The organism is Sphingobium sp. GW821-FHT02B05 (assembly GCF_059421905.1).
Map to the genome: position 1 here is coordinate 400133 of NZ_JBWKVW010000001.1, position 13977 is coordinate 414109.

The 13977-nt window shown below is 62.4% G+C and carries 13 protein-coding genes; 8 read left to right on the plus strand and 5 right to left on the minus strand.

From position 1 onward, the window contains the following. Positions 1–76 precede the first annotated feature (76 nt). The 6 genes from AC07UX_RS02120 (at position 77) to AC07UX_RS02145 (ending at position 6730) form a co-directional block, all read left to right on the plus strand. Positions 77–2485, plus strand: a complete 2409-nt coding sequence (locus AC07UX_RS02120) for a TonB-dependent receptor (RefSeq protein WP_495190373.1) — start codon at positions 77–79, stop codon at positions 2483–2485. Positions 2486–2499: 14 nt separating this feature from the next. Further along, positions 2500–3714, plus strand: coding sequence for a dipeptidase (locus tag AC07UX_RS02125; RefSeq protein ID WP_495191757.1), 1215 nt, complete (start codon positions 2500–2502; stop codon positions 3712–3714). Between the two features lie 145 nt (positions 3715–3859). Beyond that, positions 3860–4495: a class I SAM-dependent methyltransferase gene (locus AC07UX_RS02130; RefSeq protein ID WP_495190374.1), complete on the plus strand. Its 636-nt coding sequence runs from the start codon at positions 3860–3862 to the stop codon at positions 4493–4495. A gap of 163 nt (positions 4496–4658) precedes the next feature. Continuing rightward, positions 4659–5012 (plus strand): hypothetical protein, encoded by a 354-nt coding sequence (locus AC07UX_RS02135; protein ID WP_495190375.1) that lies wholly within the window; start codon positions 4659–4661, stop codon positions 5010–5012. A gap of 18 nt (positions 5013–5030) precedes the next feature. Continuing rightward, complete coding sequence (locus tag AC07UX_RS02140) at positions 5031–5963, plus strand: ABC transporter ATP-binding protein (protein WP_495190376.1); 933 nt, start codon at positions 5031–5033, stop codon at positions 5961–5963. After that, the gene (locus AC07UX_RS02145) at positions 5960–6730 is read left to right on the plus strand and encodes an ABC transporter permease (protein ID WP_495190377.1); all 771 of its coding nucleotides are present in this window, start codon (positions 5960–5962) and stop codon (positions 6728–6730) included. The genes AC07UX_RS02140 and AC07UX_RS02145 overlap by 4 nt, the downstream gene beginning before the upstream one ends. Before the next feature lie 111 nt (positions 6731–6841). Here AC07UX_RS02145 and AC07UX_RS02150 read toward each other — a convergent pair whose 3' ends face one another. The 5 genes from AC07UX_RS02150 to AC07UX_RS02170 all read right to left on the minus strand — a co-directional run bounded on the left by AC07UX_RS02150 (position 6842) and on the right by AC07UX_RS02170 (position 10323). After that, entirely contained in the window at positions 6842–7162 is a 321-nt protein-coding gene (locus AC07UX_RS02150; RefSeq protein ID WP_495190378.1) for a hypothetical protein, read from the minus strand. A 90-nt stretch (positions 7163–7252) separates the two neighbouring features. Beyond that, positions 7253–8563 carry an MATE family efflux transporter gene (locus AC07UX_RS02155; protein WP_495191758.1) on the minus strand — a complete coding sequence of 437 codons (1311 nt, stop codon included), beginning with the start codon at positions 8561–8563 and terminating at the stop codon, positions 7253–7255. A gap of 189 nt (positions 8564–8752) precedes the next feature. Then, positions 8753–9682, minus strand: coding sequence for a DUF808 domain-containing protein (locus AC07UX_RS02160; protein WP_495190379.1), 930 nt, complete (start codon positions 9680–9682; stop codon positions 8753–8755). A gap of 87 nt (positions 9683–9769) precedes the next feature. After that, positions 9770–9994 (minus strand): hypothetical protein, encoded by a 225-nt coding sequence (locus tag AC07UX_RS02165; protein WP_495190380.1) that lies wholly within the window; start codon positions 9992–9994, stop codon positions 9770–9772. After that, a complete protein-coding gene (locus AC07UX_RS02170) occupies positions 9991–10323 on the minus strand; it encodes a hypothetical protein (protein ID WP_495190381.1) in 333 nt (110 codons plus the stop codon). The genes AC07UX_RS02165 and AC07UX_RS02170 overlap by 4 nt, the downstream gene beginning before the upstream one ends. Before the next feature lie 281 nt (positions 10324–10604). On the opposite strand from AC07UX_RS02170, the gene AC07UX_RS02175 reads away from it, so the two are divergent. Then, positions 10605–12752: a TonB-dependent siderophore receptor gene (locus tag AC07UX_RS02175; RefSeq protein ID WP_495190382.1), complete on the plus strand. Its 2148-nt coding sequence runs from the start codon at positions 10605–10607 to the stop codon at positions 12750–12752. Positions 12753–12979: 227 nt separating this feature from the next. After that, on the plus strand, positions 12980–13594 hold the full coding sequence (locus AC07UX_RS02180) for an outer membrane protein (RefSeq protein WP_495190383.1): 615 nt from the start codon (positions 12980–12982) through the stop codon (positions 13592–13594). Positions 13595–13977 lie beyond the last annotated feature (383 nt).

The following is a 13977-nucleotide window of genomic DNA, read 5'->3' on the forward strand; positions in this document are numbered from 1 at the left end:
CGCAGAAACGAAGTGATGAGTGGCGCCCATAGGCGCTCACGCCTCGCTGCTGCGTGTTGAAAACAGGGAGTCTTGCATGTCCGTTGCCTCGTCCATTCGTCTATCCTCTCGTGCCGCGCTGTTCGTTGCCTGCGCGGCCGGGGCGCTGAGCACCGCTCAGGCGCAGACGCCGGTGGATGGTGATGAAGGCTCCATCACCGTGACCGGCCGCCGCATTTCGCAATCGTCCGAAGCGATCGGGCAGGACAAGGTGACGAACACGGTGGGCATCACGCGCGATGCGCTGCTGTCCGCGCCGTCTGGCATTTCGGGCCTCAAGATGCTGGAGCAGTTGCCGGGTTTCAACGTACAGACCGACGGTCCGCTCGGCCTTTATGAATTTGGCAACAGCGTCCAGACCCGCGCCTTCAACCTCGATCAGATCGGCTTCATCGTCGATGGCATCCCCACGGGCCGCAGCGATGCCTTCGGCGGCAGCCCGGTCTTCCGCTATGTCGACAATGAAAATCTGGGCCGGGTGGAAGCATCGGTGGGTGCGGGCGACGTCGGCCTGCCCAGCTATTCCTCGCTGGGTCCGATCATCAGCTACAACAGCATAGAGCCGCAGGACCAGATGGGCCTGTTCGTGTCGCAAAGCTTTGGCGACAACGATCTGAAGCGCACCTTCATCCGCGTGAACACGGGCAAGATCGGTCCGTTCAAGGCCTATGTCAGCCGTACGAAGCTGGACAGCGACCTGTGGCGCGGCGAAGGCTCGGTGGACCGCGAACATTGGGAAGCGCAGGTCCATGCCGATCTGGGCGGCGACAGCTGGGCGCGGTTCAAATTCGTGTCGAACGACTTTTTCGACTATGATTCGCCGTCGATGACGCGCGCCCAATATAATAGCGCGACCCCGATCTTCTATAACAGCGGCACCGGTCGGGACATCGGCTATATCGTCGCGCCGCCCAACACGACGCCGGGTTTCGCGCCGACCGCGCCGGGCGTGGCCTATTCAAATTCGGCCTATATCAACAGCTACAACCTGGCCATCAACGTGCGTAAGGACAAGCTGTACGGCGCGACCGTCCATCTGGGCGTTGCCGACAATGCCTGGCTGGAAACGACGGCCTATTGGGAAGACAAGGGCGGCTATGGCGTGTCGCCAGACAGCTATGCCAACAGCCTGGCCATCTACACGGGTCAGGTCGCCATCGGCCTGCCCGTCAACGCGCCGCGCGGCACGCAGTTCGGCCGGTCGGGCGTGGGTGGCAACCGCTATGGCATCACGACCAAATTCCACATCGACCTCGCCAATCACAGCATCGAGGCGGGCGCCTGGGCGGAACTGGACCAGTATCACCGCACGCAAGCCCGCTACAACACGACCGATGGGTCGCCGTCCAGCCCGGCCGATCTTGATTCGCTCGTCTTCCTGCGCCGCGATTATCGCAGCGAACGCAACATCACGCAGGCCTTCCTGAAGGACACGGCCAAGTTCCTGGACGACAAGTTGATCGTGGACGTAGGCTTCAAGGCGCTGTCCATGGATTATCATTATTTCGGCTATCGCGATTATGCCGATTATTACCGGAATACCGGCACGACCGCCGCGCCCAACTATGTGGCGGGCTGGGGGCCGCATGGTGCGTCGGCCAACTATACCGACGGCTTCCTGCCGATGGCGGGCCTGATCTACAAACTGGACGGCCGTTCGCAGATTTTTGCGTCCTATGCGGAAAATACCGCCCTGCCCAAGGGGCTGGACGATATCTATTCGACCGTACCGTCGACCGGCGCCCTGGCCCCCAAGCCGCAAGCGGAAAAATCGAAGAATTTCGAGCTGGGCATCCGGACCAACCAGTCGGAATTCTACGGGGCGCTGGCGGCCTATTATACCAAGTTCGACAACCGCATCGCGGTGACGGCCATCCCGCTGGCGGGGAGCAACGTCCTGGAATCGGTCTATACCAATGTCGGCGGCGTGAAGGCCTATGGCGCGGAATTCACCGGCACCTACAAGCCTGCCTTCCTGCATGGCCTCGCTTATTTCAATCTCAACGCCACCTATAACCATGCCAAGTTCCAGGATGACCTGCCCAATGGCACTGCGCTGGCCGGCAAATATCTGCCCGATAGCGCGAAGTGGATCGTGAACGGCGGCGTGACGATCGAGCCGGCAAGCTGGCTGGTCGCCAACATCAACGGCAAATATACCAGCAGTCGCTTTGCCACGCTGACCAATTTGCGACCTGATCCCGCAAATAGCGCAGGACCACAGATTTCTTCGGCCATTCCGGCTTTCACCATCTTCAGCGCCTATGTCGATATCGGCGACGGCTTCTCGCTCGGTCCCATCAAGGGGATGAAGGCGCGCTTCAACGTCGACAATATCTTCGACAAGGATACGCTGTCCTACATCTCGCCGTCGGTGACGGGCGACGGCAATTTCCGTCCGCAATCGCCGCGCACATTCCAGTTCACCATTTCGGGTGAGATCTGATGCGGGCCGGCTTGATGTTGGGGGCGGCGCTTGTCGCGCTGCTCCCGCTGACCGCGCAGGCGGAGGCGCCTGTCGTCACGAAGCAGGTCTATCAGCTGCACCAGAAGCTGCTGACGCTCGACAGCCATCTCGACACGCCTGCCTCGCTCGACCTGCCCGGCTGGTCGATCGAGGAGGGGCATGACGTGCATGGCGACTATACGCAGGTCGACTTGCCGCGCATGAAGAAGGGCGGCCTGGATGGCGGCTTCTGGGCGATCTATACCGGGCAGGGGCCGGTGACGATCGAGGGGTTCCGCAAGGCGCGCGACTTTGCGATCCTGCGCGGCCTGTCGATCCGCAACATGGTGGCGGCGGACCCGGCCAATTTCGCGCTGGCGCTGGAGGCAAAGGACGCGGCGCCGATCGCGGCCGCGGGAAAGCGGGTCGTCTATCTGTCGATCGAAAACGCCTATCCGCTGGGTGAGGACGTCACCCTGCTCAAGACCTTCTACGATATCGGCGTGCGCGTGTCGGGCTTCGCCCATTTCGCGCATAACCAGTTTGCCGACAGCAGCACCGACCCGTCGGGCAAGCCGCGCTTCGGCGGCCTCAGCCCGCTCGGCAAGGAATTGCTCAAGGAAATGAATCGCCTGGGCATCGTGCCCGATGCGTCGCACAGCTCGGACCAGGTGCTGGACGATCTGCTGGCCCTGTCCACCACGCCGATCCTGCTGACCCATTCGGGTTGCAAGGCGATTTACGGCCATCCGCGCAATATCGACGATGACCATCTGAAGGCTCTGGCGGCCAAGGGCGGCGTCATTCAGATGAACGCCTATGGCACCTATTTGCGTGCGTCCAAACCCAATCCGCAACGGCAGGAGGCGTTGAAGGCGCTGTTCGGGCAGTTGCGCGAAGACGCGAAACTGTCGCCGGAAAAGCGCGCCGAACTGCTGGCAAAGCGTCAGGAGATCGACCGGCTCTATCCCGATACCGATCGGCCGACCTTCGACGATTTCATGGCGCATATGCTCCATGCGCTCAAGGTCGTGGGCCCCGACCATGTCGGCGTCGGCGCCGATTGGGACGGCGGCGGCGGCGTGGTCGGCATGGAAGATGTCGTCGACCTGCCCAAGATCACCGCCGCGCTGCTCAAGGCCGGCTATAGCGAGGCCGACGTCCAGAAAATCTGGTCCGGCAATGTGTTGCGCGTGCTGGCTGCCAATGAGGCCGGCAAGGGCAAGTGAGCGCTTGAGTAGCTGGGGCCCGTTTTTCGACAATCGGGCCACGGTTGAAGGCGGGCGGCGCAATCGACACGCGAAAGTCAATCGACGCCGCCCTTTGACCTCGCTAAGGGAGTCGGGATGGATAAAATGCGGTCGCATCTCGCTTATGCAGCATAAGCCCAAGCGTAGCCGGGCGATTGCCCTGCCCGGTGGCGAATTTCGCGCCCGCGCCACCGAATATCTCGATTTCCTCGCCGCCTGGGTGAAGAAGCCGCGCCAGACGGCGTCCGTGGTGCCGTCCAGCCGCTATCTGGCCAAGCTGATGGTGGGGCAGATCGATCCGCAGGGCGGGCGCGTGCTGGAACTGGGCGGCGGCACCGGGGTCTTCACCCGCGCCATATTGGAAACCGGCCTGCCGGCGGACAAGCTGGAGGTGGTGGAGATCAACCCGGCCTTCGCGCGTGGCCTGCGTCGGCATTTCCCGCATGTGTCGATTCTGGAGACGCCCGCGCAGATCGTATCGACCGCGACCGCCGGACAGCCTGGCGACTATCAGACCGTGGTCAGCGGCCTGCCGCTGCTGGCGATGGACCGCTACATGCATTTCGACATATTGTCCGAATCCTTCCGCATGCTGCGGCCGGGCGGCAGCTTCGTGCAATTCACCTATTCGATGCGGCCGCCGGTCAATCGCGACGTGATGGAGGCGCTGGGCCTGGATGTCGTGCGCGCAGGCCAGACCGTGCGCAATTTCCCGCCCGCTACCGTTTTTCGCTTCTTTCGGCGCGGCGAGCAGGACTGAATTCTGAGATGTCGAAGAGGGGCTGCATCGGGCGATGCGGCCCTCTTTTTGCGTCAGTAGAAAGCGCCGTAGATCACATCGACGACCTTGCGTGTGCGTGTGCGGACCAGCAGCAGGTCGGGGCCGTAGCGGACCCAGCAATAGCCGGGCGGCGGCGATAGCCATGGGGATATTGGAAGCCGGGTCGATGGATCGGCTTGAACTGGGGTGGTCGGCCCGCACCGGGGCGATGCGGGGGCGGCGGTTTGACCGGGCGCGGCGGTTGGATGGCTGGACGGTCTGGCTTGGGTGGTTGCGGCGGATTGGGACGGGCTGGCGGCGGGCGATCGTGCTGCTGTTGCTGGGCCAGCGCGAAGTCGGGGGCGACGATGAGCGCGATCGGAAGAAACAGGACGGCCTTTTTCACGGGGCCTTCTCCGCCCATGGGAAGCGAAGGCTATGCTTGTCCTGTTGCCTGAGCAATGTTGTTCGCGCCGGTTGTATCGGGGCGCCACAGCCCTATCTTTGGCGCGACTAAGCAGGGGCAGAGCCATCCATGGCATCCATCATTGAAATCAAGGGCCTGACGAAACGCTATGCGTCAGGTTTCGAGGCGCTCAAGGGCGTCGACCTGTCGATCGAGGAAGGGGAGATTTTCGCACTGCTAGGGCCAAACGGCGCCGGCAAGACGACGATGATCTCCATCATCTGCGGCATCGCCCGCGCGACCGGGGGCAGCGTGACCGTGGCCGGGCATGACATCGTGCGCGACTATCGCGGCGCGCGTACCGCGATCGGCCTCGTCCCCCAGGAATTGCATACCGACCAGTTCGAGCAGGTGATCGACACGGTGCGCCTGAGCCGCGGGCTGTTCGGCCTGCCGCGCAACGACGCTCATGTCGAAAAGATTTTGCGCGACCTGTCGCTGTGGGACAAGCGCAACAACCGGATCATCGAATTGTCGGGCGGCATGAAGCGCCGCGTGATGATCGCCAAGGCGCTCTCCCACGAACCGCGCGTGCTGTTCCTCGACGAGCCGACCGCGGGCGTCGATGTCGAACTGCGCCGCGACATGTGGAAGCTGATCGGCGAATTGCGCCAGACCGGCGTGACTATCATCCTGACCACCCATTATATCGAGGAGGCCGAGGAAATGGCCGACCGGGTGGGCGTCATCAACCGGGGCGAATTGATGCTGGTCGAGGAAAAGACCGCGCTCATGAAGAAACTCGGCAAGAAGACGCTGACCGTGGTGCTGGCCGATCCGATGGAGACGGTCCCGGCCGAATTGGCGGAATGGAACGTCACGCTGAACGCGGACGGCCATGAAATCGAATATATTTTCGATACGCAGGCGGAGCGGACCGGCGTGTCATCTCTGCTGCGCAAACTGGGCGACCTTGGCATCGGCTACAAGGATCTCAACACCAAGCAGAGCAGCCTGGAGGATATTTTCGTGAGCCTCGTCCATCAGGAGAAGGCCGCATGAGCCTCCAGAATTTCCACGCGATCGCGTCCATCTACAAGTTCGAGCTGCACCGTTTCCGCCGAACCTGGCTGACCGGTCTGCTGGTGCCGGTCATCACCACGACGCTCTATTTCGTCGTGTTCGGCGGCGCGATCGGGTCGCGCATGACGCAGGTGGACGGGATCGCCTATGGCGCCTTCATCGTGCCGGGCCTCATCATGATGTCGATGCTGACCGAGAGCATCTTCAACGCCAGTTTCGGCATCTACATGCCCAAATATAGCGGCACCATCTATGAGCTGCTGTCCGCGCCGATCTCCGCCACGGAGACGGTCGTCGCCTATGTTGGCGCCGCGGCGACCAAATCGCTGATCGTGGGGACGATCATCTTCCTGACCGCGCATCTGTTCGTCGATATCCATATCGCCCACCCCTTCGCCATGGCGGGGTTCATGATGCTGATCGCGATCAGTTTCTGCCTGTTCGGTTTCATCCTAGGCATATGGGCGCAGGGGTTCGAACAGTTGCAGGTGATCCCGCTGCTGGTGGTGACGCCGCTGACCTTTTTGGGTGGTGCCTTCTATTCGGTGCATATGCTGGCCGACCCATGGCGCACGATGACCCTGTTCAACCCGATCGTCTATCTGATCTCCGGCTTTCGCTGGACCTTCTTCGGTCGGGGCGATGTGGCAATCGAATATAGCCTGTTGTTCGTCGCGGCGATGCTGATCCTGTGCATCGCGATCATCGGCTGGATGTTCCGGACCGGGTATCGGCTGAAGAAATGAAAAGGGCGGCCCATGGCCGCCCGCATTGCTTCCAAGGTCAGACTTCTTTTGTTTTCCGCATTTTTGCGAGCCGTCATCTGTTCCAGGTGACTTCAAAATGCTCTAGCCCTTTCAGGCCGCCTGGCTTTCCGGCGTGACGGCGAACAGGGTCTTGCCCTTATATTTGTCGTCGGTTTCGTTGTAGAGGCCGTACATCGCCTCGAACGCCTGATCGAGCACCTGGATATCCGACAGGCCGACCAGCTTGAACGTGCCAAGCTTCAACTCGCGCGGGGGCGTGCCGTTACGGTCCGTGGTCACGGCGTCGATGAACATCTCATCGTGGCGCGTGTAGAGGATGTGGGGCGCCAGCGTGACGACCATTTTATTATAGGTCACCTTCAGGCACTTCTGGAGCGCGATGGCTTCAAAAATCTCGGTCGGGGCTTGCATGATTTCGCTTCCCTGACCGATTTGCGTGATTCTTTCAATTGCTTTGTGCGCTGCACCATGTCCCTTCCGTGCAATCGCCGCGACGAATCGTTAGGCCGGCAGCAGCCCCAGCCGATCGCGCAGGCTCCAGCGGCTGATGAGCAGTATCGCCACAGCGCCAAGCCCGCTGGCAAGGCCGAACCAGATGCCCAGCCCCTGCATGCCCAAGGGAAAGGCCAGCAGGGTGCCGACGCCAAGGCCGACGATCCAGTACCCGATCAGGGCGAAGATCATCGGCACGGTCGTGTCCTGCACACCGCGCAATACGCCCGCGCCCACCGCCTGCGCGGCATCGACGAGCTGGAACAGGGCGGCGACGGCCAGGAAGCTGATCGCGAGCGCCGCCGTTCGGCCATTGGCGGGGTTGGACAGGTCGAGGAAGGCCGATACCAAGGTGCGCGGCATCAGGATCAGCAGGGCGGCGGCGCAACAGGCGAAGCCGGTGCCGATCATCAGGGCCAGCCATCCGGCCCGGCCGATGCCCGCATGATCCCTCCGACCATAGGCGATGCCGACGCGGATGGTCGCGGCCTGACCGATGCCCATCGGCACCATGAAGACCAAGGCGGCGATCTGGATCGCAACCGCATGGGCGGCCAGCGAATCGCGGTCGATCAGCCCCATCAGGAAGGCCGAGGCGTTGAACACGGTGGTTTCGAACCCCAGCGTGATGGCGATCGGCAGGCCGAGCGCCCAGACCTGCCGCTGCCGTTCGCGGTCGCGGGTCCAGAAGCGGCCCATCAGGCGATAGCGGCGGAACCGGCGGTCGATCAGGATGACCCCCAACAGGCCGAAGAAGAGGAAGCAGGAGGATAGCGTACTGGCAAGGCCCGCGCCGAACAGGCCGAGCGGGGGAAAGCCCAGATGGCCAAAGATCAGGGCCCAGCCCGTCACTATGTTGAACGGAATGGCGCCCAACATGATGATGAGGCCCCAGACCGGCCGTTCCAGCGCGGCGATGAAGTTACGCAGCGTGGTAAAGCCAAGGAAGGGGAGCAGCGCCCATTGCAGGCCGTGCATCAGATGGCCGGCTTCGCGTGCCAGATCGGCATCCTGCCCCATGGCGAGCAGGATCGCCTCGCACTCCCACAATAGCAGCCAGGCCGGCAGCACGAAGAAGAGGGCTGCGCGCAGCGTCTGCTGAACGGTCCGGCGCACGTCGCGGACGCTATGGCGGCGACGGCCTCGCTCGCTGGCGATCAGGGGAGAGGCGGCGGTGACCAAGCCCATCCCGAACAGCAGCAGGGCGTGGAACAGGTTGATCGCCAGCGCACCGGCCGCGACCGCCTCCGCCCCGATACGGCCGAGCAGCAGCAGATCGGTGGCGGCGATAGCCGACCAGGCGATGTTGCCCGCGATCATCGGCAGCGCCAGCGCGATCAGCGCGCCGGCCTCGATACGCCAGGGGGAGGGGTGGGTCACTTGGGCAATCCGACAAGGGAAGTTTCCGTGCGCTTCGATCGAAGTCGAGAAGCGCGTGGCACCGCGCTTCGCGTCTCTCGGCCAGGCTCGAAACGAACGGAGGTAGAGTTATTCGTCCCTCTAGAGCGCTTAGTGTTTCTTGAACAGGTGCAGCACGCCCACGATGATGCCGCCGATCACCAGTCCGACGATCGCGCCGCCGATGGCATTGACCAGCCAGTCAAGAAAGCCGCCGATGGCCGGCACGGCATGGGCGGCCCCTTCTGCAAAATGATGGATAGCGCCAGGAATCAGGTCGAGGTGGAATTCATGCAGACCATGCACGATCAGCCCGCCGCCGACCCACAGCATCGCGGCGGTCCCGACCACGGCCAGGATCGACATCAGCACCGGCATCGCCTTTACCAGCGCACGGCCCAGTGTCTGGCTACTCGCACCGTCCTTCTTCGCGAGGTGCAGGCCGATATCGTCCATCTTCACGATCAGGCCGACGACGCCATAGACGCCAGCGGTGATGAGGATGGCGACGACGACGAGAATCAGCGCCTGTTCCCACACGGGTTCGGTCGCGACCGTGCCCAGCGAAATCGCCATGATCTCACCCGACAGGATGAAATCGGTGCGGATCGCGCTGGAAACCTTCTGATTCTCCAACTCGGCGCTGCTATGCGCCTTGGTCGCTTCCTCGGCGACGTCATGGCCGCCCTGGACAGCCTCCAGCAGCTTTTCCACCGCCTCGAAACAGAGGAAGGCGCCACCCAGCATCAGCAATGGTGGCAGCAGCCAGGGCGCGAACGCGCTCATCAGCAGCGCGGCGGGCAGCAGGAAGAGCAGCTTGTTCCGCAGCGATCCCTTGGCGATCTTCCAGATGATCGGCAATTCCCGGTCGGGGGTCAGGCCCATCACATATTTGGGGGTGACGGCGGCATCGTCGATCACCACGCCAGCGGCCTTCGTGCCCGCCCGGCCGGCGGCCGCGGCGACATCGTCCAGCGATGTCGCGGTCAGCTTGGCAATGCCCGCCACATCGTCGAGCAGCGCGATCAGACCCGAAGGCATATCAATATTTCCCCTGTTGCAGGCGCAGGGCGCGCCCGCCGCGCTTCATAGAGGGCGCGCATGCGCGGAGCAAGGAACTGCTGGCGTTCAATAATTTCCGGGCGGGTCGCTGGCGGGAAAGCTTTCGTCCGACTGTTCGTCGACCATGTCCCAGTCGGCCGGCGCGATACCCTGTTGCGGTCCCGCCTCACGGATGAAGCCGGAGGAGCCGGGTGTTTCTTCCGCATCGCCGGTGCCCATCCAGTCCCGCCATCCTTTATAGGCGAAAGCACCGAGTCCCGTGACGATGGCGAGTTTCAGCAACCCCTTCATGGCTTTTGCTCCTGCCCATGGTGGAGATGGACCCAATCGGCCCGGTCGTGGCCGATCGCATCCGCGGTCAGGCGAATCTCGCCTTCCTCGTCCGATCCGCCGGTTTCTCCCTCCTGCGCATCGGGCCGGGGCAGGGACCAGCGTTCGCGAAGTGCCGCGTCGATCATCATGCCCCAGATGCCGGCATCGCCTGTCTCGCGCATCGCCCTGTCGGGTTCCTTGATCAGGGCCAGGATGCTGGCGGCATCCTCCACCCGTGCGGGCCATTCGTCCGGTTGCGCGGCCGCCAGATGGCGCGCCAGTCGTTCGATGAGGGAGCGGTCTTCCATGCCGGTTCGAACGCTTGTCCTGCATCGCCGTTCCGGAACCTCATGATGAAAGCGGATCGACCCGCCGCGGCGGGGAGGGGAGCACGACGCAAACGGGTCGCGCGTGAATCCCGCGTGACGCAAATGCGACCCTTTCGCAAAATCGCATCTAGCCTTGTGAGTTAATATTGCGAACCATTATTAATTTAGCTATCGGCTGGCGCCATACGGATGTTGCCGCGGGCTGGGGCCAACCCATCGTACGACGGCAGCGCCACGGAATTCCTATCGGGGGCTGCTTCATGATTCAGAAATTTTCACTCCTGCTCGGCGCATCGGTCGCCGCTTTCGCGGCCATGCCGGCTGCGGCCCAGGTACCGGCCGAAGCGCCCGCCGATGCAGGCGAAATCATCGTCACCGGCAAATATATCGTCCCTGACAAGATCGACACGGCGACCGGGCTTGGCCTGACGGTGCGGGAAACGCCCCAGTCGGTGACGATCCTGACCGCCCAGCGCATATTGGACCAGAACCTGGTCAGCGCCGCCGATGTGCTGCGCAACGCCGTGGGCATTTCGGTCAATAATCTGGACGATCTGCGCAACCAATTTTACGCGCGCGGCTTTGAGGTCCGCAATTTCCAGTATGACGGCATTCCGCTGGCCTGGACGCTGGCGGGGGGCGCGGGCGAAACCAGCACCGACACATCCATCTATGAGCGGGTCGAGGTCGTGCGTGGCGCGACCGGCTTGCTGACCGGCGCGGGCGATCCATCGGCTTCGGTCAATTTCGTGCGCAAACATGCCGATGCCGTCGATCCGACCGGCTATATCAATGCCAGCTATGGCAGCTGGGACCGCTATCGCGTGTCGGCTGACGTGGGCGGGGCCATCACCGCCGACGGCCGCGTCCGCGTGCGCCTGGTGGGCCGGTACGAGCAGGGCGACAGCTATATCGATCGCTATAGCGACCAGCGGATCGTGCTGTACGGCGTGGTGGATGCCGATGTGACGGACACGACGCTGTTGCGCGCGGGCATCAGCCATCAGGATACGGAGCGGGATTCGCCGTCCTGGGGCAATCTGCCGACCTTCTACACCGACGGCAGCCTGACCAATTGGGACCGGTCGAAAAGCACCACCGGCGACTGGACCTATTGGAACACGATCAACCAGAATATCTTCGCCACGCTGCGCCAGCAGATCGGCGACAAATGGACGATTACCGCCAATTACAACCGGCTGAAAAATTCGGAGCGCGCGCAGCTGCTCTATCTGTCAGGCGCGGTCGACAAGGCGACGGGCGTCATTCAATATGCCTATCCCTACAAGGATTATGGCAGCAGCGTGCAGAACGCCTATGACGTCCAGGTCAAGGGCAGCGTCAACCTCTTCGGTCGCGACCATGAGATCGTGCTGGGCGGCATGAAAAGCATCCAGAAGCGCTTTACCGACAGCTATACTGCGCTCGCGTCCCCGGGCGGACCGAATTTCGTCAACGAAACCGGGGCGGCCTATGAAAATCCCGGCTTTTCGACCACGGCCTTCCGTGCGGTGGAAGAAAAGGTCACGCAGAGCGGTGTCTATGGCGCTCTGCGACTCAATCTTGCCGACCAGTTCAAGCTGATTGGGGGCGGCCGTCTGGCGACATGGAAGCAGAAGGGTTTGAGCTACGACGTCACCAGCGACTATGGCGACAAGAATGTCTTCATCCCCTATGTCGGCGCGCTGTTCGACATAACGCCGGCCCATCGCCTCTACGCCAGCTACACCAAGATCTTCCAGCCGCAGAGCGCGCTGGACGCCAGCCTGCGCCAGCTCGATCCGCTGGAAGGCAATGCCTATGAAGTCGGCCTGAAGAGCGCCTTCTTCGACGACCGGCTGCAAACCTCCATCGCGCTGTTCCGCATCGAGCAGGATAATCTGGCCGAGGTCGACCTGACCGCGCCGCCGATCACCCCGCCCGGCGGCCTGCCGCAGCAGCCCTCGATCGCCATCGACGGCACGCGCAGCACCGGCTTCGAATTCGAAGTCAACGGAAGCCCGGTGGAAAACTGGAATATCAACCTGGGTTATAGCCAGTTCAAGGCGAAGGATTCGGACGGCAATGCCGTTTCGGTCAACCAGCCGCGCAAGCTGCTCAAGCTGTTCACCACCTATACGTTCCCGGACATCCTGTCCGGCTTCACTTTCGGCGGCGGCGTGAATTATCGCAGCAAGGCCTATTCGGAGGGACTGAACACGGTCACGGGCGCACCGTTCAGTTTCCAGCAGAACGGTTATGCCCTGGTCAGCCTGATGGCGCGCCTGGCGGTAAACGATCAGTTCTCCGTCCAGGCCAATCTCGAAAACCTGACCGACAAGAGCTATTTCGCGCAGATCGGTTTCTACGATCAATATCGTTATGGCGCGCCGCGCAACTTCACGGTCAGCGCCAATTATAAATTCTGACCGGCCAATGGCCGCCAGATAGTCAGGAGCGTCCTTCCGCAGGGGAGGGCGCTCTTTTCTTTTGTCCCGGTTAACAATGGCGCGCGCTGGGAAAACAAAGGGCAATATCCATCCCGACAAAATGCTCCATGTCGGCGTTTGTCATCTTTGTTTAGCGCTTCCTTTACCTTGGTCAGGCCAGGGAAGAGCGGGCCCCGCATGGAGGGCGTCACTCAAGGGGGACTTTTGTGATCCGTATTCTTCTTCCCGCTGCGATCGCTGCGATTGCCGTCGCTACGCCTGCCGCTGCGCAGGAAGCCAGCAATTTCGGTGGCGTGAAACTGGGCGTGCTGGCCGGCTATGACAATGTACGGCTGGAATATGAAGGCATGGGCGCCGATGATGATGGCGTGCTCTATGGCGTGACCGCCGGTTATGACATGGATCTGGGCAGTGCGGTGATCGGGCTGGAACTGGAAGCCAGCGACAGCACGACGCAGCAGCGTTTCACCGACCTGCTTTTCATGGGGGACAGCGCGAAGCTGGCCGCTGGTCGCGACCTCTATATCGGCGCGCGCATCGGTTTTCCGGTCGCGCCCAATCTGCTCGTCTATGCCAAGGGCGGCTATACCAATGCCCGCACGAAGCTGACCTATAATGACGGGGCCGGCCTGACGGTCAGCGACAGCGATACGATGGAAGGCTGGCGCCTGGGCGGCGGCGTGGAACTGACCAACGCGCACCATTTCGCCCGCGTCGAATATCGCTACAGCGATTATGGCGACTTCACGCTGGCCGGCATCGACACCGGCCTGTCTGCCTCGCGGCAGGAGGTTGCGTTGACCGGCGGCTTTCGTTTCTGACGGCGGCTGCCAGCCGGCTGGGCAAAAGGGGTCGGAGGCGCAAGTCTCCGGCCCCTTTGCTTTGGAGAGGAGCCGAAACCCCATCCAAAACCATATGATGGCCGGGCCGCTCGGATCATGTCGCGGCTGCGCGCGTTGGTCATACATTGTCATCAAAGAGGAATGCCGATGCCCCATCACACAGAGAAGACACCGAAAACCGCCACCCGCACGCTGGGCACCTATATGATCGTCGCCTTCGTGCTGGCGCTGGCCCTTGCCGCTCTGTGGGTCGTGATGCACGGATGACCGGATAGGGAATGGGCGTCTGACGATCCGGTACTGCACCCCAGTCTGCGCCGGGACAGAAAGGCGTTGTAAATCTCCACCTATCATGCCCAACA

Coding starts and splice junctions, on each gene's coding strand:
- AC07UX_RS02175 (WP_495190382.1), top strand. CDS start 10,605: ATGATTCAGAAATTTTCACTCCTGCTCGGCGCATCGGTCGCCGCTTTC.
- AC07UX_RS02155 (WP_495191758.1), bottom strand. CDS start 8,563: ATGATCGCGGGCAACATCGCCTGGTCGGCTATCGCCGCCACCGATCTG.
- AC07UX_RS02125 (WP_495191757.1), top strand. CDS start 2,500: ATGTTGGGGGCGGCGCTTGTCGCGCTGCTCCCGCTGACCGCGCAGGCG.
- AC07UX_RS02170 (WP_495190381.1), bottom strand. CDS start 10,323: ATGGAAGACCGCTCCCTCATCGAACGACTGGCGCGCCATCTGGCGGCC.
- AC07UX_RS02150 (WP_495190378.1), bottom strand. CDS start 7,162: ATGCAAGCCCCGACCGAGATTTTTGAAGCCATCGCGCTCCAGAAGTGC.
- AC07UX_RS02160 (WP_495190379.1), bottom strand. CDS start 9,682: ATGCCTTCGGGTCTGATCGCGCTGCTCGACGATGTGGCGGGCATTGCC.
- AC07UX_RS02120 (WP_495190373.1), top strand. CDS start 77: ATGTCCGTTGCCTCGTCCATTCGTCTATCCTCTCGTGCCGCGCTGTTC.
- AC07UX_RS02130 (WP_495190374.1), top strand. CDS start 3,860: ATGCAGCATAAGCCCAAGCGTAGCCGGGCGATTGCCCTGCCCGGTGGC.
- AC07UX_RS02165 (WP_495190380.1), bottom strand. CDS start 9,994: ATGAAGGGGTTGCTGAAACTCGCCATCGTCACGGGACTCGGTGCTTTC.
- AC07UX_RS02140 (WP_495190376.1), top strand. CDS start 5,031: ATGGCATCCATCATTGAAATCAAGGGCCTGACGAAACGCTATGCGTCA.
- AC07UX_RS02135 (WP_495190375.1), top strand. CDS start 4,659: ATGGGGATATTGGAAGCCGGGTCGATGGATCGGCTTGAACTGGGGTGG.
- AC07UX_RS02145 (WP_495190377.1), top strand. CDS start 5,960: ATGAGCCTCCAGAATTTCCACGCGATCGCGTCCATCTACAAGTTCGAG.